A 23,124-nucleotide genomic window follows, 5' to 3' on the forward strand; every position below is an offset into this window, starting at 1 on the left:
GTGGCGTGCGCGGTGCGCCCTAGCCAAGCGGCACCAAGTGTGTGCGGGCGTGCTCGGATTCGAGTTCATCGAGAAACTCGAGGCTGGCGCGCCACGCGCGTCTGGCCAGCGCCGCGTCGTATGAGATCACGTGCGGTGCAGGTGAGTTCTTGGCGTTGATGCTGGTGAAGGCGTGCACGGCGTGCGCGTAGAGCTGGGTTTGCCAGTTGGCGCCCGCGGCGCTCATCGCCCGCTGCAGCAGCTCACGCTGCTCGGCGGTGGCCATGGGGTCGGCGTCGCCCGTGCACAGCAGCACGGGCAGGGCGTGCGCCTGCGTCCAGTCGAACTCGATCAGGTCGAGCCCCGCGTGAATCGCGATGACGCCCTGCAGGGGTGCACCGGTGCGGGCGAGCTCGAGTACCGAGGAGCCACCAAAGCAGTAGCCCAGGCCCACGACACGAGCGGGGTCGATCTCGGGCTGCGCACACGCCGCCGCGAGCGCCGCCGTGAGGCGGTCATGCCAGCTACTGCGGTTGCCCGCCATCGAGGCGATGAGCGGCCCAATCTCGTCTTGACTTGTGGGCGTGATGCGCTCAGACCACACGTCTGCCAGAAACACCGGGTACCCCTGGCGTGCGATGCGCTCTGCGGTGGCGACCATCTCGTCGCTAAGCCCAAACGCGTCGTGCACGAGCAGCACCGCGTGCGAACGCCGTGACCCTGCCTGCGCGATCAGCATGCCCCGCATCGAAACACCGTCGCCCGCATAGGCCACGTCGCGGCGCATGAGCGCCCGGCCCGCCGTGGGGGCGGTGCCCGCTGGGGCGGGGCTATGAGATACGTCGACCATGTGTGTCATTCCTCCTTGAACGCTGATCGGTATCGTACGCAGAATCGCACACGATTTCAACTGCGATTGTGCAAATTATCCGAATATTATCCAAAATCACACCAGGCCCACCCCCTTGTCGGTGGTGCGCGATCATCCAATCAACCAGGGGTTTAGCCACCACCACGCCACCACAACGCGACCACCCCTACCTTCCTGCCCCAAAATCACGTATGATTTCACACACGATCAGTTCGCGCTTTCGCGTGGAATTGCTCATCGGACCGCAACGAAGCAGCACCTAAGGAGCACTCGACATGACCGTTGTCGACATCAACATTCACCACCTCCCCGAAGACCTCTTCTCGAACGAGAAGATTCTGAACGGGTTTCTGAACAGCGCCCCGCGCGGGTTCGGCGAGATCGCCACCGTTAAGACGATGGAGAGCGGCAAGCAGCAGCTCATCCTTGAAAAGCCCCGCGGCTATCAAAACCTCAACTACGTCGAGGGCGACTACTCTGCCGAGGCGAAGCTCGCCGCGATGGACGAGGCCGGAGTCGATTACGGCATCATGCGCGTGCCCGTGTGGCAGGAGTGGCTCGACCTCGAGACCTGCAAGGCCGTCAACGACAACGCGGCCGACATCGCCGCCCGCTCAAACGGCAGGCTCTTCACCACTGCGTGCGTGCCACCGTGGGGCGGCAAGGAGAACATCTACGAGCTCGAGCGCAACGTGAAAGAGTTGGGCGCCGTTGGCGTGCAGCTCGCCTGCCACTACGGCCAGCTCTACCTCGATGACCCCGTATTTGAGCCCTACCTCAAGGTCATTGAAAAGCTCGACATTCCGGTCGTCGTGCACCACACGCCGCTGCCCGTGGAATACAAATCGGTCATCGACTACACGAACCTGCGCCGCGAGTACGGCCGCGTCATGGACCAGGGCATTGCGGTCGGTCGCGAGCTGTTCAGCGGCATGTTTGACCGCATGCCCGGGCTGCGCTTCATTCACACGATGATGGGCGGCAACTGGTTCGCCAACCAGGCACTGCTCACCCCGCACAAGACCAACAAGGCCGAGGCGATGCAGCGCCTCGACCCCACGGGCGGCGAAAAGATCAAGCAGTACCTTGAAGAGAACATCTTCTTCGACATGACGCACCCGCATTCGTGGGGCAAGACGCAGGTCGAGGCGGCGCTCGAAATTGGCGGCGCCGATCACTACCTCTTCGGCTCCTCCTTTCCCGTGTTCTACAGCTGGATGGGCCAGGGCGTCGAGTTCTTGAAGAACGAGATCGAGGTGAGCGACGCCGACCGCGAGCTCGTGCTCTCGGGCAACGCCAAGCGTCTCTTCAACCTGCCGATCTAACCCCGCCGAAGGAAAGGACGCGATCGTGGCTGAGCCCCAATCCCCCAACGACATCGACGAGTTCTTCTCTACCGCGCGCACGAGCGCGCGTGACGAAGCCCTCGCGCTCTCGCAGCACGGCTTTCGTGAGTACCTGTACGACCTGGGGGACGACGTGCTCGCCCCGTATCGCGGCATGAGCTACGAGGAGTTCACGGCCGACCGGTACCAGGCGCCGTTCTTGCGCGAGCTGCTCGACTACTGGCGCGGGCTCTACGACGAGCCCTTCACCGGCATCACGACCGACGGGCGCGTGCGCGAGGGGCTCTACGCCCCCGCGCCGCTCGCGGCCGACGCCGCTCGGGCTGCTGGCGATCCGGATCCCTCGCACGCGGCCCGTCGCGTGCTTGACCTGCTCACGCCCGAGGCGCGTGAGCAGGTGCAGTACCCCATCGATGCGCCCGAGTGGCGCAGCTGGTCGAACCCCGAGTTTGTGTTTTTCAGAACCGGGCTGCGGCTCGAAGATCAGCGGCCTGAGGTCGTGGCGGCGGTGCACGAAGTGCTGCGCGCGAGCCTCAGCGAGACGGGGTATGCGCGGGTGCGCGAGGCCATGAATCTCAACGGATTCTTGGGCGAGCTGGTCGACCTTCCGACGATCATGAACCCCGAGAGCTACTGGTTCGCGTTGTACGGTGACCCGGAGCAGGAGGCCTGGGGGTGGCAGCTGTTTGGCCACCACGTCGCGCTCAACTTCGTGAGCGTGGCGGGGCGGCATGTCCTTGCACCCGTGTTCATAGGCGCCGAGCCAGCGCTCACCGAGGGTGAGCGCGAGCCTCTGTTTGACGAGCGCGAGCAGCTCGCGCTCGAGCTCGCGGCCTCTCTTGCTCCGGATCAGCGGGCCCGGGCCGTCGTCTACGACTCGGTGCTCGACCCTGCGATGCCCGAGGGGCGGCTACACCCCGCCGACGAACGGCACGTGGCGGGCGCGTTTCGCGACAACCGGGTGGTGCCGTACGAGGGGATCCCGGCGTCGGCGCTCGACGCGGGGCAGCGGGCGCTGCTCGTCGGCATCGTCGCTGACTTCTTCGCGCTGCTGCAGCCCGAGCAGCGTGACCTCGCCGTCGACGAGGTCGTCGCTCACCTCGACGAGACGCACCTCGCCTGGTACGGCGCCACCGATGGCTCGCAGCCGTTCTACTTTCGCGTGCACGGGCCAACGGTTCTCGCCGAGCTCGATCACCACGCCGGCGTGTGGCTGGGCAACCGGCTGCCCGAGCGATTTCACGTGCACACGACGCTTCGCCTGCCCAACGGCGGCGACTACGGCAAGGCGCTTATCGCACTGTCGTAGGGGGCGAGGAGAAACCCCCGCCCATCGCCCCAGTGGGGCCACGGGTGGGGGTTATGCGTACTCATAACCCCCATACGTGGCCCCGCGAGTCCCGCGAGTTAGCGCGGCGGCCCACTCAGGGCAGCGTCGAGTCTTCGGCGTGACGCTGGTCGTCGTGCGCACGCACCGCCTCGAGCGTGTTGATCTCGTGCCTGCGAGCGGCCGTCTCAATCATCTCGGCGTCGGCCTTCGCTTCGATCATGTCGAGCAGCGCGTCGTGCTCGGCAAGCGACGCGATCGCGCGGCCCGGCGCGTACCAAAACGCCGAGCGCCGAATGATGTCCATGCGGGTCCACTCGGCGTCGACCATGCCGATGAGCCGCTCGTCGTCACAGTGCGAGCAGATGAACTGGTGAAACTTGCGGTTGATGCGACCAAATCGGTTCGTGTCAAAGTTGGCGAGCGCGTCGCGCATCTCGTCATTGAGCGCGCGAGCCTGGGTGATGTGCTCGGCCGTCATGTTTTCTGCGGCGAGCGCGGTGGCGAGTCCTTCGAGCCTCGCAAGCAATCTGATTGTGCGCTTCCAGGCGTGGGTGTCGAACGTCTTCACGGTGGCGCCGGCATTGGGCACAATGTCGACCCAGCCTTCGGCCTCGAGCCGGCGCAGTGATTCGCGCCACGGTACCGAGCTGATGTCGTACTCGCGCGACAGCTGATCGATGACCAGTCGGTAGCCCGGCCCGTATGTTCCGTCCATGATCTTCGATTTCAAGATCGTGTAGCACTTCTCTGCTTTGGTGATTGCCATGCGTCGTTCTCCCGTCGCTCGATCTCACGGGAGTGTTCGATCTCAGCCTGCGATTATCCTATCTAATTTCACACACGATTTGGGTGTTGGTTTGTAATGATCCGGATCATTCTGCCGATCTCGGGTCTGGCCGCAGCTCCTTTGCGCGTGAGCACCAGCGCCCGCAGCGGGTCGGGGGCGGGGGTCAGTGAGCGGGTTTCGACGCGAAAGCGGGTGAGGCTCGCACGGTCGGCATCGGGCACGATGCCCCAGCCGAGGCCGGCCTCGATGAGTGACATGCCACTCTGGATCGTCTCGGCGACGCGCACCGTGGCGGGCTTGACGCCGTGCCGGGCGAGGGCCGCATCGACCGCCTCGGGTGCGCTCGGCACCGCGGCCGTGCGGTGCGGCTGCACGAGCGTCTTCCCCTCAAACGCGCCGAGCGGCAGCGGATCGGGCAGCTCGTGCAGCTCGGGCGGCAGCGCGGCAACGAGCGGAATGTCACCCCAGTCATAGATGTCGAACTCGGCCCGGTGCTGCCGAGCGAAGTGTGCCGCGTCTGCCACCGCGAGCGCGGCGATGTCGACGGTGCGTGCGTGCAGCATGTCGATTGCCTCCCACGGCGGCGGATCCCCCAGCCGCACCTCAATGTGCGGCGCCTCGCGCGCGAGCTCGCGCAACAGCGTGGGCACCCGCTGCCACATCAAGATCGGCACCGAGGCGACCGAGATCGCCCCCTCGAGGCCAGACGAGAAGCGTCCGATCGTTTCGGTCATGGCATCAACATCGCCGAGCAGCTTGGAGGCAGCGCCCAGCAGATAGCGGCCGGCTGCGGTGGGGCGCACGCCGCGTGACGAACGGCTGAGCAACTCGACCCCCAGCTGACGCTCGAGCCGCGAGATCGCGACGCTCAGCGACGGCTGCGCGATCGAGAGCGCCGTGGCGGCGGCGGTCAGCGAGCCCGCTTCGGCGGCGGCGACGAAGTACTTGAGGGCCCGGATCTCTAGCTCTGGCGTGACCATTGACACCCTTCCATAGCGTGCATCTATGGCAAGGGTAGGCAAGATCGGGGTTCCGCGCCAGCGCCCCGCGCACGATGCTGAAGTGACATGCCCGCTTTGCCACCCCATGAACAGGAGTCACCGATGCTTCCCGTCACCAATGACCACCCCGAGTTTCAGATCACCCGCGCCAGCCACGTGTCGCTCGGCGTCACCGACCTCGAGCGCAGCCGAGATTTCTACCGCGACGTGGTGGGCCTCGTGGTCACGGCAGAGACCGATGACCGCGTGTACCTGCGCGGGCTCGAGGAGGCCGCGCACCACAGTCTCGTGCTCGAACGCTCTGACACGGTGCAGGCTCACCGCATTGGGCTGCGCGTGCGCACCGACGACGACATCTATGCGGCAGAGAAGTTTTTTGCTGCGGCGGGCATCTCGCACGAACGGGTGGAGGTCGACCACCAGGGCCCTACGCTGCAGTTTCGCGACCCCGTGGGCACGCTCATGGAGCTCACCTCGTCGATGGACGTCGTCGAGCGTCGCATGCAAAACTTCGACCAGTTCGTGGGCGGTGCACCGCAGCGCCTCGACCACTACCAGGTCGTCACCTACGACGTGCAGAAGGCGACCGATTTTTGGACGGGCCTCGGCATGCGCATGTCTGAGTACACCGCGAAAGACGGCACAGACGAGCTGTGGGGCTCGTGGATGGAGGTGAAGGGCAACACGCACGACCTCGTCTTCACAAACGGCCGCGGGCCGCGCCTGCACCACTTCGCGTTCGCGGTGCCCGACGGCTCGTCGCTGCTGCACGCGGCAGACGTCGCGGGGGCGTTGGGGCACGGCGACGAGATCGACCGCGGCCCCGGCCGCCACGGCATCAGCAATGCGCTGTTTCTGTACTTGCGTGACCCTGACCAGCACCGGGTCGAGCTGTTCAACACGCACTACCAGTTCATCGACCTCGAGACCCCGCCGATTCGCTGGGACATCTCGAACCCGCGCCGCGCCCAGCTGTGGGGCATGCCGGCCTCTAACCGCTGGTTCTTCGAGGCGAGTGAGTTTCCGGGCGAAGAGGTGCACGAACCACTACTGCAGGCGTCACCCGAAACACTCGAAGCCTACCTCGGGCTGCACTAGCGGCCTGCACTAGCGGTCATCCACCGTGATGTAGAGCTTCCGCGTGGGCTCGTGCAGCTCCCAGCGCCCCACCCATCCTGACGGCATTGCGACGGTGTCACCTGCGCGCAACTCGATGGGTTCAGCCCCCTCGGTGTGCAGTGTGGCGTGCCCCGCAATGATATGGCACATTTCGGTGTACCCGTCACGCCGGGCAGGAAATCCCCCCTCGGTACCTTCCCAGTACCCAAGCTCGATGCCTGAAGCCACACTGGTAAAGAACGGTCGATCCGCTTCGCGCATGTTAGGGGTGAGCGCGTTAGCGCGCTCACGAAACGGTCCGAGCCCGATCAGCTGCGGCTGATGGATCGCGGTCGCCACTGGGGTCTCGAGCTGTGCGCTCATGCGATCACCCGCTCAAAGGAGTGATCCATGTCGTTGGCCAGACGCCCCACAGCAGCCGGCGGGCTCACGGCCACACCGCGGCGGCCTGCTGCGCTATCGCGCAGCACATCGGCCGTAATCTCAGGGATGCGGGTTGCCCCGAGGAAGCCCATGGCGGCGCGCAGCTCGTCGGTGAGAATGTCGAAGGCCCTCGCCGCGCCGCGGTCTGCCGAGGCCGCGAGCCCGTAGGCGAACGGCCGCCCCGCCGACACCACATCGGCTCCCAGCGCGAGCGCTTTTGCGATGTCGGCGCCGCGGCGCACGCCGCTGTCGAATACGACTGTGCCGCGCCCGTTCACCGCGTCAGCAACCTCGGGAAGCGCCTCAATAGTGGCGGGCTGCGAGTCGAACTGGCGACCGCCATGGTTTGACACAAACACGCCGTCGAGCCCCAGTTCTATCGCAGTATTTGCGTCTGCGGCGCCCATCACCCCCTTCACGAGAATCTGGCCGCTCCAGCGCTTACGCAACCGGGCAATGTCGGTCCAGGTCGCAGAGGGGTTCTCGTTCGCCGCCATCCACGGGTCCATCTCGCGCATGCGCATGCGGCGCCCGCTCACACTGTAGGTGCCGAATGTCATGGGTCGACCAGTGACGAGGTTCCACAGCCAGCGCGGGTGCAGTGCCACATTGATCACGTCGCCAAACGGCGGCTTGGGCGGCATCCCGATGCCGTGACGCAGGTCTCGGTCGCGTTTGCTCGACTCGGCGACATCCCCCGCAATCACCAGCGTGTCGACCCCGAGCGCCTTTGCGCGGTCGATGTGCCGTTCCGTCTCGGCTTCGTCTTTCCAGAACGCAATCTGCGACCATACGCGGCCGGGCGCGGCCTCGACGACCTCTTCAAGCGAACAGCCCGACCATGGGCTGTGCGTAAAAATACTTTCAGCTTTTGCCGCGGCGCGCGCGATGGCCACGTCTGCCTTCGGGTGCATCAGTGTGAGCAGCCCCATGGGTGACACGATGAGCGGTGTCCCGAGGTACGTGCCAAACACGCTCGACGACGTGTCTCGTTCTGCGATGTCGACCATCACGCGCTGCTGCAGCATGATCTCATCGAGCGCCGCTCGATTTCGGTCAAGCGTCAGCTCATCGAGCGCGCCACCGTAAAGAAAGTCTGAGACCATCTTGGGTAGGCGCCGATGCGCAACCCTGCGCAGGTCCTCAATGCTGTGAATTTTCATACGAAATCGGTTTCCTTAGATTTCTGATGTTCCGGATCGGGTTAGCGCGTATGCGGGTTAAATGAACCGCGACAGAAAGGCTTGGGTGCGCTCGTGCTGCGGGTTACCCAGCACCTCTTCTGGTGGGCCCTGCTCAACGACAACACCGTCTGCCATGAACACGACCTGGTCGCTCACCTCGCGAGCGAAGCCCAGTTCGTGGGTAACGACGATCATCGTCATGCCGTCTGCGGCTAGGTCGCGCATCACTTCAAGCACCTCGCCCACGAGCTCTGGGTCGAGCGCGCTAGTGGGCTCGTCAAACAACAGCAATTTGGGCTTCATCGCGAGTGCACGCGCAATCGCGATGCGCTGCTGCTGGCCACCCGAAAGCTCTTGCGGGTACGCGTGCGCCTTATCACTCAGCCCCACGCGCTCAAGCAGTACGAGCGCCTCAGCGATCACGTCGGCTTTCTTGCGTTTCAGTACCTGCACCGGGCCCTCAATCACGTTTTCGAGGATGGTGCGGTGGGGAAAGAGGTTGAACCGCTGAAACACCATGCCCGTTTGGCGGCGGCTCTTCGCGATCGCTGTTTCTTTTGCTTCGACCAGGTGATCACGGTGGCGGGTCGCGCCCACCATATCGCCGTCAACGAGGATGAACCCCGCGTCAACGGTTTCGAGTCGATTCACGCACCGCAGCATCGTCGTCTTGCCCGAACCCGAAGGCCCCAACAGGCAGGTGACCGAACCTACTGGCACGTTGAGTGACACGTCCTTGAGTACCACGTTGTCACCGAAGGCCTTACGCACACCCCGAATTTCAACCATGTTCGCGTTCATGCTGCGATTTCCTTTCGCTTCGCGGAGCGCTGCTTACGCGGCGTAAATCCGCGCCCGTAGCGTTCTTCAAGTCGCGACTGCACGGCGCTGAGTGCAGTCGTCAGGGCGAGATACCAGGCACATGCCACCAACAGCAGCGGAATCACTTGGTAGTTGAGCGCATAGATCGACTGGGCCGCATAGAGCAGGTCAGAGATCGCAAGCACACTCACGAGCGAGGTGCTCTTGAGCATTGAAATCACCTGGTTACCCGTGGGCGGAATCACGACACGCATGGCCTGTGGCAAGATGACGCGGTTCATCAGCTTGCCACGGGTCATTCCGATTGCCCGGCCGGCGTCCAGCTGTCCCTCGTCGACCGACGAGATGCCACTACGAATAATCTCGGCCATGTAGGCCGCTTCATTCAACGCAAGCCCCAAAAATGCCGCCACCAGCGGGGTAATGAGCACGTTGGCTGAGCCCAGTTCAATACCCGGCCCACCAAACGGCAGCCCCAGCACGATCATCGGGTAGAGCGCCGCGATGTTGTACCAAAAGATCAGCTGTACCAGCAGCGGTGTGCCCCGAAAGAACCAAATGTAAGCGCGACTCGTCCATGCAAAGATTGCGTTGTTTGAAACGCGCATCACAGCGAGCACAACGCCTAGCAAAATACCGATTGTCATTGAGACGACCGTCAGCGCGATCGTCAGCAGCACACCCTGCAGAATCTGTGGGTTGAACAAATAGTCGAGCACGACCGGCCAACCAAAGTTTTCGTTAGTGAATACGTCTGCGACTACAAGGACTGCGATGAGGATCACCAGCACGCCACCGGCGAGCATCACGTTATTGCGTCGTTTACGTACTTCGAGCGTGCTCAGCGTACTCTGAATCTGGGTCGATGGACCCGCTTCAGAAGAAGCTACTTTTGAGAGTGTTGGAGTAGTCATTGCCCCGCCCTAGGCCTGTGGAGCGTTGATCAGAGCGTCGTCGATTGCCATCGATTCGAGCCCGTACGAGGTCAGCATGTCGAGGTATTCCGGCGACTCGATCACTGCGTTCATAGCTGTCGATACCGCATCGAGCATGTCGGTGTCCTTGGGAATACCAATTCCGACATTTCCAAAGGCATTCTCTTCCACGACTTCAAATCTCGCATCTTGGTCGGCCGCATACGCGATGATGGGGGCATCCGCGAAGACCGCGTCTGCCCGACCGCTCAAAACCGAGGACACAGCTTGCTGTGTGTCAGGAAACTGCAACACCTCAAGGGCACCAGCGCCGCTTTTAGCGCACTCCGCTACCATCTCAGGAACACGCGCTGTGAGCTGGTAGGACCCCTTGAGCACGGCCACACGCTTGCCGCACAGTGCATCGAACGCAACACCCTGTGGGTTGCCCGCTTGTGCCCCAAGGCCGTTGCCGACGCGCACATAATCGACGAAATCGAGCTGCTTAATACGCTCAGAAGTCGGAGTCATTGAGGAGACCGTGAGGTCAAAACGATTTGCGCTCAAGCCTGGAATAATGGCGTCGAAGTTGGTGACATCGATTTGAAGGTCAAGATCCAGCGCGCCTGCGAGCAATCGCGCAATGTCGGGGTTGAGCCCGGTCATCTCCTTCGTACCTTCGCGGTAAAACTGCGTGGGTGGCTCGTTAGTGGGAATAGCAACGACGAGCTGGCCCGTGTCGCGAATGCTCTGCGGCACCAGGGCCGCTGCAGCCTCCACTGGCGCCATCGTGGGTTCTGAGCTGGCCTGAGCGGGCTCGTCAGTGGGCGCTGTTGAGCAGCCTGCCAGCAGGGCGACAGCTCCAAGTGCTGCGCCAATAGTGGCGATAGCGCGCCGCGTTGCGCGCTGTCTGTTGGGAGTGTGAGGATTCAAGAGGCTCTCCTTTGAAATTCTCTTCGTTGAGAAAAGCGGTGGCCTTTCCCGCTTGCCCTAATCAGGGCAGCAACATCAGTGTTCCAAGAGGGGACACCAGAACCGATGGAGTATTCTCCAGCAGAAGCATCGAATAATTATCGAGGAGCACAAATGCGTCGTTTGTCGCACGCCGTACCCAGCTCGTTGGCCGACCTCATCGAGGCGCTGGCTCCTTACTTGAGCGCAGCTGAGCACAGCCCCTCTCACCTCGAGACGGGCTTCACCGGAGTCGCGTTTGTTGAAGCATCATTGCTTGGACCGCGGGCTCCCTCAGTGAGGGGTCAAGTACTACTCGCCCCCGGCCTCAGCGCGGCAGACATCTTCACCACTGCGTCTCAGCTTGCCCACTTCGGTGCGGCAGCTCTCGTCGTACGCGCACCAGGCTCTTCCGAGCTGCACAGCGAGCCGCCCGCACTGCCAGTACTTACCCTCGACGATGCGGGCGACTGGGGCCAGCTCTACTCGACCGCCCAGAGCATGATCCGTCCACGAGTGGGGGAGTATGTGGCGAGTGCGAAATTGGGCGACTTGTTTAGCGCGGCCAACTCGCTCGCGTCCATCGCGTTTGGCGCGGTCAGCTTCGTTGATGATGCTGGTCGAATTATCGGATATTCCACCCACGCTGACCAACCCATCGATGACACCCGGCGCGCGAGCACGCTGTCTCTTCGTGAGGCTGTCGCTCCATCGAGCGATGCCGAATATCGTGAAGTGATGCGCTCTCCGTTAGCGCTCCACTTCGCTGGCGAGTCAAACGAATATGGCAGGGTCGCTCGGGCAGTGCGCTATGCGAATGAGATGCTTGGCACGGTGTGGGTCGTGCAGATAGACCCGGCCTTGGCAGCCGTGACCATGGCACTTCTCGATGACGTTGCCCCGGTGGTGACCCAGCACTTTCTCCGCGCAAGAAATGAGGAGCTTGATGGGGGCCAGCGCAAACGGCAGCTGGTGCGCGCGATCCTCGAGAACTCAGCTGATGCTGCCACCGCGTACGCGCAGCTCGCACTGCCACCCAGCCAAGACACGGTGGTCGTGAGTTTTGGTGTGCGCGATGATTCAGAGGCCCACACTCAGTTTGGGCTACGTCGCTTGTTGCAACTGGTGAAGGGCAACGCTTCAACAGCCTTTGCCTTCTACGAGTGCGCGCTGCTCGAGAACCGTGTCGTGATTGTCATTTCGGGCGCTTCTGAAGAGCACATTATGTCGTTCGCTACTTGGGTCTGCCGCGCTGATGAGACCATCGCCGCAGGTATTGGGTCAGTCGCAGCGGGGCATTCACAGGTGCCACGCTCGCATCACGAGTCTGAGCTCGTTGTGTCGGCGCTCCTCTCAAGCACTGCCACGCTTGCAAGCCCGACGAGCCCCACGGGCGCTACTGGCCCGCTGAGCCCGTTACAAAGCGATGCAACGACACGCATTGCGACCTTCCGTAACGCACGCAATACGATCGCTTTGAGCCAGGTGGCCGAAGCGATGACGACGATGTCAGTGACGAGGGGAGACGCATTCGAGGCAATCACCCGTCACGATCGTCTTCACGGTACGCAGCTGCAGCTCACGTTGCGCACGTACTTCGACTGCGGCGGCAGCGTGCGCGACGCGGCTGCCACCTTGCACGTGCACCAAAACACGCTCCGATATCGGCTCACGAGTGTGACCGACACTTTGGGTATCGACATCAATGACGCCCACACTCGCTTATGGTTGTGGCTGCGCCTCACGGCCACGACATTCACCGGCAAGTAGGTTCCCGGTACACCACTTTACGGGGCACTACTCCCGCCCACTCCAATGCGTCGACGCTCACCTGTTGTCAATCGCAGTATCCTAACTTCGTGCACCGTGCGTGCCACGGTGAGAACGTCAAATGACCTACGGAGCGAACTGTTGCCTGACACCCCTACGTTAGTTTTCCTCCATGGAGTCGGAGATGGAGACCTCGACAATACCTGGCGCACGCGTCTCGACGCGTCGCTCGAACATGCTGGTTACCCCAGCCTCGAAGAAGTTCGCGTCATCACCCCCAAATACCCCTACACTCTGAAGGGAATAGACGACGAGCACGAACTACCGCCAGTCACCGTATCCACGCCTTCTCGCGATGCGGCCCGCCTCAATCGCCGTGAATTCGAGCGCCGCACAAGCGCCATCGAACACCGCATTCAACACATGAATGCCGGCAACGGCTATGTTGGCGCAGAGACCGTAGTGGGCGGTGGCCTGAAAGTGCTCAACCAGGCTCAGAATTATCTGAAGAACGACAATGTGCGCGCCGCTGTCCTCAACCTTGTACTTGCCGAAGTTCCGGCTTCTGGCAACATTATTATTGTTGGTCACAGTCTGGGCTCAGTGATCGCAGCCGACCTGCTTCGCAGACTTCCCGACAGCGTCACAGTCACAGCCCTCATCACGCTCGGTAGCCCTCTAGCCCACAACGAATTCGATGTCGACAACCTCAGAGCTCTCCTGAAGGAACCACCTGTCAACCTGGGGTGGTGGGTCAATTATTGGAACACCGCAGATTTCGTAGTTGGGTACCGCGGCCTTTCCTCGGTGTTCACGTGGATGCTAGATTCAAGTTATACATCCGGGTTGTTTCCCGCCTCGCACTTTGCTCAGAACTATCTCTCACAAGCTCGAGTTGCCGAAACCATAGGTTTTGCTCTCTTCGGGTCGCGATCGACTGAGCTCGTGAAGTCAGTGACAACCACTGATCTTGCACTCCAGCCAGAAGAGATCTCGCTGCTCATGTCGTTGCGCTTCGCGCACCTCATATCCATGCGAATGAAAGGCGACCGGGAGAACCGGTTCGCGGGAGCCTTGCGCTCGACCCAGGCGGCTGCAATCGATGCACTCAAGAGTCGCTATAGCGAAACGAAACGCCCCCTCCCCAGTGCCATTGCGGCGCTCACCGTTGACCTGGCCGACCCCGATTCCGTCCCTCCCATGCCGGCAGCGCACTCTCACCTCACGCGCTTCAATGCTGCGGTACTGTTCACGGTACTGGCCACGGAAAATCCAATTCGCCCCTTTGAGATCGCAGTCCCCAAGTCTGTACTACATGACTCATTGCGGGTTTTGGCTCGCGAGATGCAACTCCCTAGCAAGTTCGCGGACGACGCGGTATCCAACCTGAAGCTCGCGCGAGAGACTATAGCCGGGGGCCGCGCCGCCGCAATCATCAAGTGGAGTGCTGTAAGCCTTGGCGCGGTCGCGCTAGTGGCTGCCACGGGTGGGCTGGTGCTCGCTGCTGGAACCGGCCTTGCGGGCGCTGCAGCGATCACAAGTGCACTTGCGACCTTCGGGCCTGGCGGGATGATCGGTGGCCTACTTACCGCTGGTACCCTTGCGACCGCAGGCGGCGGTGGCATCGCGTTTGGGCTCGCCAGCCCGAGCACGTCGACGGAAACTTTCGAGCAGTTTTTTGCCAGCCAGCTGGCCAAGGAACTCCTCCTGAAGGACCAAGATATCGAAACCGATGGCGTGCTCTGGGACAACCTAGTTCAGACAGAAATGCAGGTACGACGCCAGTACGAGCAGCTCGACGAGTTCTCTGACAGTGGGTCACCGTTCCTCAAACAACTGAACGAAAAGCTCAGTGTCATCAAGCGAACCATCACTCTTCTAGAGGAGCACGAACTCTCGCCTGTGACCGACCCAGACCTCGACGAGAAACTTGGGAGCGTATAGCCCAAGCTGCGGCAGAGTCAGCTTTGCTCGTGGCCGAGCCTTGTGACCTCCCGGCGCATGGTGCCACCGTACTGCGGCCACACACAGCGAGACCACCTGGAACCTGTGCCTTCAGGTGGTCTCGCCATCTACTCGGTCCCCGTGCGCTGCGAAGCGGGCGGAAGCTCAGCCCACAGTTAGCTCTACACGCTGGGACGGCGCAACAAACTTAACGGCCGCGTCGAATCTCGCCAGGTGGAACGGCTCGAGCAGCGCTGGCTTCTGCCCGGTCTCGCACCACTGGGCAATAAGCTCGGCCACCGCAGGAGCTATCGCAAAGCCGTGACCGCTCCAGCCAGTAGCAAAAATTACTCCAGGCGCCGCAGGCACTGCATCAATTACTGGAATATCATCGACGCACTGCGTTTCGATGCGCGACGCATCTGTGAATGCAACCTCGGCGTCGGCGAACGCACCATAGATGCTTGCGGTCTCGCGCACAGAGGACTGCGCGTTGCCTGGCCGCGGCTGACCTGATTCTTCTCTTTGGTCCCAGATCCCACCCCGACCGCCTGTGAGCATAACCAGCCCATCTTCGATCGTCTTTGCCGCAAACGGCAGGGACTGATGCCCCATGAGGTGTGTGAAGGTGAAGTCTGTCTTTGTTTTGACCGCGGTCGCCTGGTAATTGTGCCCTGAAATAGGCAGCTCAACACCAAACAATCGGCTGAGGATCTGAGGAGTCTGATAGTTAGCGAGCAGCAGGACACGACCATCTGCCACAAACTTTTCTCCACTGGCTGAGACGACTTCGTAGCCGCTCGCTGTTGCCGCAATATCAACGACAGTGACGCCCTCACGCACGTCTGCGCCGTACAGCTGTGCGGCCCGTGCAAAGCCACGCGTGACTTCATTGTGTTCTGCTGTGCCGTCAAGCGCGCAATAGATTGCACCAGCAACGCTCTCCGCTGCCCCCGGCTCTAGCTCATCAAGAGCTTCTCGATCTAATAGCTCAGTCGGGATGCCAAACGCGCACTGTATTGCGACCCTGGTGCGCACGGCGTCAAGCCGACTCTGCTCTTCAAAAGTTTCGGCTCCCAGCAATTCAATACCGCCCACTCTGCGGTACCCCTCGTCCAGGCCAAGCTCATCGTTGAGCTCAGGCCAGATTTCGTAGGCCCGTCGCATCAGTGGGAGCTCTCGAATGTCACGCCCATTCGCGCGTACACCCCGAAGGCCGACACCCCCCGAGGCACCAGACGCCAACGTGTGCCGCTCGAGTAGAAGCACCGATGTGCCTCCCTTTGCAAGGTAGTAAGCTGCCGCGCAACCGTGAACGCCGCCCCCGACAATAATGTGGTCGTATCGCATGTTTTTTCTTGTCCTTTTCTGTTAGCGCACAACGCGCATTAGTGAATCCGAGAGATGAACTGTTGCGTTCTTAGCTCAACCGGATTTTCAAGCACCTGCTGCGGGCTACCCGTTTCTACGATTCGCCCGTCGGCCATGAAGACCACGACATCTGCGACCTCGCGAGCAAAACCAAGCTCGTGAGTCACAACCAGCATCGTCATACCAGAGCGCGCCAGCTCCTTCATTACGACCAGCACATCGTCCACAAGCTCGGGATCAAGCGCAGAAGTGGGCTCATCGAACAACATGACCTCTGGTCCCAGCGCAAGCGCACGAGCGATCGCGACTCGCTGCTGCTGACCTCCAGACAGTGACTGCGGATACACCTTCCCTTTATCGCCAAGCCCTACACGTTCCAGCAGCCTCGCAGAATTCTCATGCGCTTCTTGCGGCCGTCGACCCAAGACGTTGATCTGCGCAAAAGAAACGTTGTCGCGAACCGTGAGGTGAGGAAAGAGGTTGAACTGCTGAAACACCATTCCTACGTGGCGGCGCTGCTTGGCGGTACGAAACTCCGAAAGTTCGTGGAGCCCCGCCTCGTCTCTGCGGTAGCCGATGTATTCCCCACCGACATGAATCGAGCCACCGTCGATCGATTCAAGGTGATTCACGCAGTTGAGCAGCGTGCTCTTGCCTGAGCCTGACGGCCCAATAATGCACACGACCTGCCCACGGGCCACGTCGAGCGACACGTCATGCAACACCTGCAATGAGCCATACGACTTGGAAACCCGCTCGATCCCCACCATGACTTCGTCGTCAACACGAAGATCGACCTTCGCCGCTTGCTTGTTAACCATGGCTGTAATGCCTTTCCACAAAGTACTGCCCGACTGACAGCACCGAAACGATGACCAGATACCAAAGTGTGGCCACAATGAGCAGCGGGATCGTTTCGAACGTTCTCGAATAGATCAGTTGCGCAGAGTAGAGCAAGTCAGCGAGCGCAATGGTACTCACAAGCGCCGTGCCCTTCACCATCGAAATCAGTTCATTGCCAATCGGTGGGATGATGACACGCATTGCCTGCGGCAGCACAATTCGGAAGAACGCTAGCTGGGGCGACATTCCAAGTGCCTTGGCCGCGCGCAGCTGGCCAGCAGGCACAGCCTTAATGCCTGCGCGCACCACCTCGCCCGTGTAGGCTGCCTGACTCAGTCCGAATCCCAAGATCGCAGCGCTCCACGGCGTGATCAATGTGTTCGTGTCCCACGCAAAAAGCTCTGGTCCGAACGGCACCTTGACGACGATGTGTCGGTACAGCGCCGCAAAATTGAACCAGAAGATCAGCTGCACCAGCTGCGGCACGCTGCGGAAGAACCAGGTGTACACCCAGCTCGCACCCGATAGAAACGGGTTACCTGACAACCGCATAATGGCTAGTGCAACGCCAAGCACAAGGCCGATCGTCATGGCCACCGCAGTTAGCAGGACTGTGCGCCCGAGCCCCGAAATGATCTGAGGATGAAAAAAGTACTGCCCGACCACTGCCCACTGAAAGTTGGGGTTACGGAAGACGGAGCTAAGAGCGAGGCCACCAATCAGGATCACTACCCCGGCTAGTATCCAGGTCAGTCGCGACCTCTTCGGGAGTATCTTGAGCGGCTCGCGCTCTGTCTCTCGTTGCAGCATTAGTTGCACCATGATTTCTATTCGCTCTCAAGTTCGGGGTTCACCGTTGCCTCGGGAATCGCGTTGCCCTCGAGCCCCCACTTCGCCATAATTGCGTCGTAGGTGCCGTCATCGAGCAGTTGATTGACTGCGTCAGCAAATGGTTGCGATAGCGGTGATGCCTTTGGCAGGGCTGCCCCCATCGGGTAGGGCTCCAAGTACTCGCCGACGAGCTTCGCCTTGCCGTTGCTAACAGCCACAAAGTAGTTGATCGACGTGGCGCCGTTCCAGCTCACGTCTGTTCGGCCACTGAGCATTGCCATGTTCGTTTTATTACCATCTTCGTAAACCTGAAGGTCCACTGTTTTTCCTCCATCAGCAACGCACTTGTCACTCTGCTCTAGTGCAAAGTCTTGCTGCCTTGAGCCACGGTTCACTCCTACACTGAGCCCGCAGAGATCATCCAGGCTTTCAATCTTGATGTCTGATTCTGCGGGGGCTGCGATCCCCTGGTTTGTGAGCGCTGTGCCCACCTGATCCATAACTTCCATGCGTTCCCCGGTAATGCCGATCTGACCAAAGGCGATGTCGTATCGCTCCCCCTTCAGGCCAGGGATGATCGAGTCAAAGGAGATTTCATGAAACTCAGGCGTGAGACCTAATTTGTCGAATGCCGCTCGGGCGAGATCGACTTCCCACCCAACCAGTTTTCCGTTCTCGTCATGGAAGTCGTCAGGCGCAGACCCAACGGAGACGGCAATGCTCACTGCCCCGGAGTCGCGTAGCTCTGCTGGCAACTGCTCGGTCAAGGCATCGTCAACTTCAACGACGAAGACTTGGTCTGGGACCGGTGCCAGATCTTGCTCCGCGGCCCCGGCCCCTTCACTGCAGCTCGCCAGTAGTAGCGATGCGACCGCCGCCATGCCCACCGTTGACCCAACTCGTGCGAGTCGTGTTGTCACCCTCATTGGTGCCTCCTAGTTCATAAAATTTCGACACCCTTGTCGATTGGTGTAGCAATCATTACATAGATCGATAGAATGTAGCAATGACTACATCGCAACATTTCTCTGAGCGCGTGGCCGATGTCATAAACGACCTCACTCCGGCGCAGTCAAAGGTGATTCGCTACTTTCAAACGAATCCAACGTTGACGCTCACCCTGTCCACAGATCAACTTGCCGAGCGCCTGGGCGTGAGCTCGGCATCAGTAATTCGCTCGGCGCAATCACTCGGCTATGCCGGCCTGCCTGAGCTAAAACGCGACCTAGCCGTTGAGATCAGCCATAAAGGCGTGAGCCCTGGCACCCAATGGGAGGAGCGCCTCTACCAAAACGGCAAGGCCCCTAATAGACTCTTCGATCTACTCGGAGAAACCATCGGCCTCCTCGAAGAGGGGATAGCTGCCATCGACGCCACCACCTGGGCAAGAGCCGCCAACCGGCTCGCTTCTTCGACTCGCACCTTCGCCTACGGGTTCGAAGAAGCTGGCCACGTTGCTGACTTCCTCGCGCACGAGCTTCGATCATTTGGCTTCGATGCCATCGCCAACAACGCCACTGGCTTATCATTCGCGCCGTTCGCGTCTCTCATTCGAAACGCAGACTGTGTAGTGGTCATCTGCCCGTTGCGCATCATTCCTGAGGTGAAAGAGCTACTTCGAATCACCCATGAGGCTGGGGTCGACACGATCGTCATCACGGAAACGGTGGACTTGTCATTTGCTCATGAGTCTTCGATTGTTCTGCAAACCCCAAGCACGGTCCTGCGCAACAGTTCAAACGTCATCTTGCCGCTGCTAGTCGCATCATCGCTCGCACAAGAAGCGGCGGCTGCCGCGCCGTCGACCGCTGTCGCGGCGTACAACGAGATGCTCGACCGCCGCGACCGGCTGTAGCACTACACCCCCATGCCACCAAACGCGAGGCGGGCGGCGATGACCAGCATCACGGCGGCGACAATGCCGTCGAGAATCTGCCACGACCTGGGCGTCGCAAAGAACCTCGTCAACATGCGCGCGCTGTAACCAAGCACGAAGAACCACACGATGCTCGCGAGGGCGCCGCCCAACGCAAACCACCATTTTTCAGGATCACCCTGCGCGTTACCGATCGACCCCATGAGCACCATCGTGTCGAGGTACACGTGCGGGTTCAGGTAGGTGATCGCGAGGCACGCGAGCACCACGCGCTTCAGCGACCCCGAAGACCCAGCGGCTTCAGAAGCACCCGCACCGCCCTGGTCGACGATCATCGCCTCGGGCTTCATCGCCCGCCGCACCGCGGTCCACGCGTACCACAGCAGAAACGCGACCCCGCCCCAGCGCACAATCTCGAGCACGAGCGGCGCTCGCTCGACCACAAACCCAATGCCGGCAACGCCCAGCGTCTCAAGCACCGCATCGGTGAGCCCGCAAATCAGCACGACCGGCAGCACGTGCTCGCGCCGAATCCCCTGCCGCAGCACGAACGCGTTTTGCGCACCGATCGCCATAATCAGCGACAGCCCGCTACCAATACCGATGAGAATGGGAAGGATCACTCTCGTACGCTACGGCCCGGCGGCCCCCAACGCCTAATTGAGCGGCCCTAAACTTACTGAAGCTGCATTAGTATTGCTTCACTTAGGAGTCGCCGTGGACCTACCGATCGAGCACCTCGCCACCTTCGCCGCCATCGCGCGCGAGGGCAGCTTCGAGGCCGCCGCCGCCCGGCTGCACATCACTCCCTCCGCCGTGAGCCAGCGCGTGCGCGCAATGGAGCAGCGCGTCGGGTCCGTGCTACTGCAGCGCACGCGCCCCGTGCAGGTGACGACGGCGGGCGCGACGATCTTGCGCCTCGCACGGCAGTTCGAACTGCTCGCGAGCGACGCTGCGCGAGAGCTCGGGGGCGATCCAGGCTCCGGATCGCCCATCGCCGTCGTCGTCAACGCCGACTCCCTTGCAACCTGGTTTGTGCCCGCCCTAGCGCGAGCGTCGCACCTCACCGGGGCGCGGTTTGATGTGCTGCGCGCCGACGAATCAATCTCAACCGATCGGTTGCGCAGCGGTGAGGCGATGGCGGCGCTCACCGCTACCGCCGAGGCCGTGCCCGGCTGCACCTCGACCATGCTCGGCGTCGTGCGGTACCGCGCTGTCGCGAGCCCCGAGTTCGCGGCCGCGCACTTCACCCAGGGCACAGTGAACCGCGAAACCCTCGCGTCGGCGCCCATCGTTGAGTTCGATCGGTACGACACCTACCAGCGCCGGTTCATCGCACTGGTGACGCGCGCCCAGATCGACCCGCCGCGCCACTTCATCCCCTCCTCTGCCGAGTTCGCGCTCGCAGTCGAACACGGCCTCGGCTGGGGCATGCTGCCCGACCTGCAGTGTGCGCAGGCACTTGCCGCAGGCCGTCTCGTCGAGCTCGTGCCAGGAAGAACGTTAGACGTGCCGCTCTACTGGCAGCGCTGGAACTTAAGCTCCCCCATGCTCGACACCCTTACCCGCGTGGTCGAAGAAGAGGCAGGGGCGGCGCTTGCGCCGTGATCCGGAGCGAAGAAACCGGGGAAGACACGCGGCCAGTGAACGGCCGCGGGAATATTATGCCGACCGGGGCGTTACATTACTCGGCATATTGTTTTGACACTCATAAGGAGCCACGTGAACCCGCGTATCGCCCAGACCAGCGCCCCCGTTCTGCCCGTTCTCGCCGAGCGCTGGAGCCCCCGCGCCTTCGACGACAGCCACACGCTGCCCGAGGGCGCACTGCGCGGCATCTTTGAGGCTGCGCGCTGGGCACCGAGCGCTGCGAACACGCAGCCGTGGCGATTCATCCTCGCGCGGCGCGGCACCGAGAGCTTCGCAAAGATTGAAGAGCAGCTCATGGGCTTCAACAAGGCGTGGGCTGGCAATGCCGCCGCGCTCATCGTGAACGTCGCCGAGATGCTCGACGACGAGGGCAAGGAGCGCACGTGGGCCGAGTACGACCTCGGCCAGGCCGTCGCGCACCTGAGCGTGCAGGCGCAGAGTGAGGGCCTGCACCTACACCAGATGGGCGGCTTTGATCGTGACGGCATCGCGGCCGCATTTGACCTCGACGCGCGCTTCAAGCCGGTGTCGATCACCGCTGTGGGGGCGCTGGGTGCCGCCGAGTCGCTGCCCGAGCCGCTGCGCGAGCGCGAGCTTGCACCGCGCACCCGCTTCGAACTCGAAGACATCGTGATCGTGCGCGACTAGCGCGCTGCTCGGGGTGCTCGGAGTACAGTAAGTCACTTCAGGCACCATTCACGCTTCAAGCATCAATACTTCACGAAAAGTGATGCTTGAAGCGTGATTGATGCCCCGGGTGCGGGCGCGAGGCGCGGCTGCGAGGCGCAGGCGCACTAGCCCGCGGTAAAGTCAGCGTCTGTGTCTTCGAGGCGCAGTGCGCGCACCAGTTCGGCCGCGTGCACGGTCGACAGAATGACGCGTGAATACTGGTCGAACTCACCCACCCAGCCGCGCTCTTCATCGGGGTGCTCAGGCCGCTCGAAATCGATCACGACGGCGTCGCGCCCCGCGCGAGCCAGTACAAAATCTCGGCCGGTGAGGTTGCGCCAGGTGCCGGCAGCGTACTTTCCGGGCACGTGCGTGCCGGGAGCTCGCACGCCGTGAATCCAAATCCACGGGTCGTCGGTGATGACAGCCGAAGCAATTGCAGCGCGCTCGAGCGTCACATCACGGCGACGCATCGTCGCCACCTTCTCGGCCGTGGTGAGCTTCACCACCACCCGGTCTTCGTAAACCTCGACGCGCGCCATCTCTAGTCCAGCGTGTCGCTCTGGTCGATGACCGACTCAACCGCCGCGATCATGGCACGCTTCGTCTCGTACAGCGGGTGCCCCAGCTCGTCGGCTTCCACCGGCAGGCCGAGCGCTGCAGCGGCTTCGACGGTGTTCTCGCCCACGCAGGCGAGCAGCGTGTCGTCGGGCAGCGTCGGAAACTGTGCAGCCACCTCTTGTGCGATCTTCGCCGACGCGACAACGATGGCGTTGATGCGCCCCGATTCGATGTCCTCGCGAATGTGCACCGAAGCGGGCACGCCAACCGTGCGAAACGCGAGCACCTGCGTTACATCGTGCCCGCGACCGATGAGACCCTGTGTGAGTACCGGCACCGCGACGTCTGAGCGCAGCGTGAGCACGCGCAGCACCTCGCCCGTGTCGATCTCGGGCCACTCGCGCAGCAGCGCGTGGGTACTGTTTTCTTCGCTCGGCGTGCGGGTGATCCCGTAACCTGCAGCGCGAAACGCGACCGCGGTGGCCTCGCCAACAATGGCGATCTGCGTATCGGGGTGAATCACCGCGTTGTGGTGCTGCAGCACGTCGGCGACCGTCGAACTCGTGGCGGTCATCCAATCGAATTTGCCCGCTTCAAGGTCTTTCAGCGCGGCAACGAGCTTGTCTTCCTCGCGCGTGTGAGCGAAGTCAACGAGCGGCGCGATGACAGTGTGCGCGCCCTGCTCTCGAAGCGCTTTCGAGACCAGATCGCCCCAAGTTCCTCCGCGCGGGACCAGCACTCGCAGGCCACTGAGCGGTTTCGCCTCAGCCGACATAGACCCCACTCACTCGACGTTGTACATTGAATTCAGCGGTCATAAACAGCTACAACTGACCCGGCTGACGACGGAAATCCGTTGTCCCTATTCTTACCCTGCCGACC

At 61.9% G+C, this 23,124-nt stretch carries 23 protein-coding genes; 8 read left to right on the forward strand and 15 right to left on the reverse strand.

Annotated elements, in window-relative coordinates; genetic code table 11:
• Positions 1-19 precede the first annotated feature (19 nt).
• The gene (locus ACXR2T_RS07690) at positions 20-838 is read right to left on the reverse strand and encodes a dienelactone hydrolase family protein (RefSeq protein WP_458838842.1); all 819 of its coding nucleotides are present in this window, start codon (positions 836-838) and stop codon (positions 20-22) included.
• Between the two features lie 287 nt (positions 839-1,125).
• Between ACXR2T_RS07690 and ACXR2T_RS07695 the strand changes: the two genes are divergently transcribed.
• Both ACXR2T_RS07695 and ACXR2T_RS07700 read left to right on the forward strand, forming a co-directional pair.
• Positions 1,126-2,175: an amidohydrolase family protein gene (locus ACXR2T_RS07695; protein ID WP_458815934.1), complete on the forward strand. Its 1,050-nt coding sequence runs from the start codon at positions 1,126-1,128 to the stop codon at positions 2,173-2,175.
• A gap of 25 nt (positions 2,176-2,200) precedes the next feature.
• Positions 2,201-3,505, forward strand: coding sequence for a DUF3500 domain-containing protein (locus tag ACXR2T_RS07700; RefSeq protein ID WP_458838841.1), 1,305 nt, complete (start codon positions 2,201-2,203; stop codon positions 3,503-3,505).
• A gap of 115 nt (positions 3,506-3,620) precedes the next feature.
• Here the strand turns inward: ACXR2T_RS07700 and ACXR2T_RS07705 are convergent, their stop codons facing one another.
• Complete coding sequence (locus ACXR2T_RS07705; protein ID WP_458815930.1) at positions 3,621-4,292, reverse strand: GntR family transcriptional regulator; 672 nt, start codon at positions 4,290-4,292, stop codon at positions 3,621-3,623.
• Positions 4,293-4,360: 68 nt separating this feature from the next.
• On the reverse strand, positions 4,361-5,293 hold the full coding sequence (locus ACXR2T_RS07710; RefSeq protein WP_458838840.1) for a LysR family transcriptional regulator: 933 nt from the start codon (positions 5,291-5,293) through the stop codon (positions 4,361-4,363).
• 123 nt (positions 5,294-5,416) lie between these two features.
• On the opposite strand from ACXR2T_RS07710, the gene hpaD reads away from it, so the two are divergent.
• Entirely contained in the window at positions 5,417-6,412 is a 996-nt protein-coding gene (gene hpaD / locus ACXR2T_RS07715; RefSeq protein WP_458838839.1) for a 3,4-dihydroxyphenylacetate 2,3-dioxygenase, read from the forward strand.
• Positions 6,413-6,421: 9 nt separating this feature from the next.
• On the opposite strand, the gene ACXR2T_RS07720 is transcribed toward hpaD, so the two are convergent.
• From ACXR2T_RS07720 to ACXR2T_RS07740, 5 genes are read right to left on the reverse strand one after another with little or no spacing between them, the layout of a single operon-like run.
• Positions 6,422-6,796, reverse strand: coding sequence for a cupin domain-containing protein (locus tag ACXR2T_RS07720; protein ID WP_458815924.1), 375 nt, complete (start codon positions 6,794-6,796; stop codon positions 6,422-6,424).
• On the reverse strand, positions 6,793-8,019 hold the full coding sequence (locus tag ACXR2T_RS07725; RefSeq protein ID WP_458838838.1) for an alpha-hydroxy acid oxidase: 1,227 nt from the start codon (positions 8,017-8,019) through the stop codon (positions 6,793-6,795). The genes ACXR2T_RS07720 and ACXR2T_RS07725 overlap by 4 nt, the downstream gene beginning before the upstream one ends.
• 57 nt (positions 8,020-8,076) lie before the next feature.
• Complete coding sequence (locus ACXR2T_RS07730; protein WP_458815920.1) at positions 8,077-8,841, reverse strand: amino acid ABC transporter ATP-binding protein; 765 nt, start codon at positions 8,839-8,841, stop codon at positions 8,077-8,079.
• Entirely contained in the window at positions 8,838-9,776 is a 939-nt protein-coding gene (locus ACXR2T_RS07735) for an amino acid ABC transporter permease (RefSeq protein WP_458815918.1), read from the reverse strand. Before ACXR2T_RS07735 ends, ACXR2T_RS07730 begins: the two co-directional genes overlap by 4 nt.
• Before the next feature lie 9 nt (positions 9,777-9,785).
• A complete protein-coding gene (locus ACXR2T_RS07740; RefSeq protein ID WP_458815972.1) occupies positions 9,786-10,565 on the reverse strand; it encodes a transporter substrate-binding domain-containing protein in 780 nt (259 codons plus the stop codon).
• Between the two features lie 297 nt (positions 10,566-10,862).
• Between ACXR2T_RS07740 and ACXR2T_RS07745 the strand changes: the two genes are divergently transcribed.
• Both ACXR2T_RS07745 and ACXR2T_RS07750 read left to right on the forward strand, forming a co-directional pair.
• Positions 10,863-12,497 carry a PucR family transcriptional regulator gene (locus ACXR2T_RS07745; RefSeq protein WP_458815916.1) on the forward strand — a complete coding sequence of 545 codons (1,635 nt, stop codon included), beginning with the start codon at positions 10,863-10,865 and terminating at the stop codon, positions 12,495-12,497.
• 141 nt (positions 12,498-12,638) lie between these two features.
• A complete protein-coding gene (locus ACXR2T_RS07750) occupies positions 12,639-14,441 on the forward strand; it encodes a hypothetical protein (protein WP_458838837.1) in 1,803 nt (600 codons plus the stop codon).
• Between the two features lie 165 nt (positions 14,442-14,606).
• Here ACXR2T_RS07750 and ACXR2T_RS07755 read toward each other — a convergent pair whose 3' ends face one another.
• The 4 genes from ACXR2T_RS07755 to ACXR2T_RS07770 all read right to left on the reverse strand — a co-directional run bounded on the left by ACXR2T_RS07755 (position 14,607) and on the right by ACXR2T_RS07770 (position 18,412).
• On the reverse strand, positions 14,607-15,791 hold the full coding sequence (locus ACXR2T_RS07755) for an NAD(P)/FAD-dependent oxidoreductase (RefSeq protein ID WP_458815912.1): 1,185 nt from the start codon (positions 15,789-15,791) through the stop codon (positions 14,607-14,609).
• Positions 15,792-15,829: 38 nt separating this feature from the next.
• Positions 15,830-16,633 carry an amino acid ABC transporter ATP-binding protein gene (locus ACXR2T_RS07760; RefSeq protein WP_458815910.1) on the reverse strand — a complete coding sequence of 268 codons (804 nt, stop codon included), beginning with the start codon at positions 16,631-16,633 and terminating at the stop codon, positions 15,830-15,832.
• Positions 16,626-17,384 carry an amino acid ABC transporter permease gene (locus tag ACXR2T_RS07765; RefSeq protein WP_458815908.1) on the reverse strand — a complete coding sequence of 253 codons (759 nt, stop codon included), beginning with the start codon at positions 17,382-17,384 and terminating at the stop codon, positions 16,626-16,628. The genes ACXR2T_RS07760 and ACXR2T_RS07765 overlap by 8 nt, the downstream gene beginning before the upstream one ends.
• 98 nt (positions 17,385-17,482) lie before the next feature.
• On the reverse strand, positions 17,483-18,412 hold the full coding sequence (locus ACXR2T_RS07770) for an ABC transporter substrate-binding protein (RefSeq protein ID WP_458815906.1): 930 nt from the start codon (positions 18,410-18,412) through the stop codon (positions 17,483-17,485).
• Between the two features lie 80 nt (positions 18,413-18,492).
• Between ACXR2T_RS07770 and ACXR2T_RS07775 the strand changes: the two genes are divergently transcribed.
• Positions 18,493-19,341, forward strand: coding sequence for a MurR/RpiR family transcriptional regulator (locus tag ACXR2T_RS07775; RefSeq protein WP_458838836.1), 849 nt, complete (start codon positions 18,493-18,495; stop codon positions 19,339-19,341).
• A gap of 2 nt (positions 19,342-19,343) precedes the next feature.
• Here ACXR2T_RS07775 and ACXR2T_RS07780 read toward each other — a convergent pair whose 3' ends face one another.
• Positions 19,344-19,985, reverse strand: coding sequence for a LysE/ArgO family amino acid transporter (locus tag ACXR2T_RS07780; protein ID WP_458815902.1), 642 nt, complete (start codon positions 19,983-19,985; stop codon positions 19,344-19,346).
• Between the two features lie 94 nt (positions 19,986-20,079).
• Here ACXR2T_RS07780 and ACXR2T_RS07785 point away from each other — a divergent pair, with 94 nt between their 5' ends.
• Together ACXR2T_RS07785 and ACXR2T_RS07790 are read left to right on the forward strand one after the other, a co-directional pair.
• Positions 20,080-20,970, forward strand: coding sequence for a LysR family transcriptional regulator ArgP (locus ACXR2T_RS07785; protein WP_458838835.1), 891 nt, complete (start codon positions 20,080-20,082; stop codon positions 20,968-20,970).
• Positions 20,971-21,084: 114 nt separating this feature from the next.
• Positions 21,085-21,660, forward strand: coding sequence for a nitroreductase family protein (locus ACXR2T_RS07790; RefSeq protein WP_458815898.1), 576 nt, complete (start codon positions 21,085-21,087; stop codon positions 21,658-21,660).
• Positions 21,661-21,806: 146 nt separating this feature from the next.
• Here the strand turns inward: ACXR2T_RS07790 and ACXR2T_RS07795 are convergent, their stop codons facing one another.
• Together ACXR2T_RS07795 and ACXR2T_RS07800 are read right to left on the reverse strand one after the other, a co-directional pair.
• Positions 21,807-22,223 (reverse strand): hypothetical protein, encoded by a 417-nt coding sequence (locus tag ACXR2T_RS07795; RefSeq protein ID WP_458815896.1) that lies wholly within the window; start codon positions 22,221-22,223, stop codon positions 21,807-21,809.
• A gap of 2 nt (positions 22,224-22,225) precedes the next feature.
• Positions 22,226-23,017: a uroporphyrinogen-III synthase gene (locus ACXR2T_RS07800; protein WP_458815894.1), complete on the reverse strand. Its 792-nt coding sequence runs from the start codon at positions 23,015-23,017 to the stop codon at positions 22,226-22,228.
• Positions 23,018-23,124 lie beyond the last annotated feature (107 nt).

It is taken from the genome of Leucobacter faecis, from assembly GCF_054456635.2.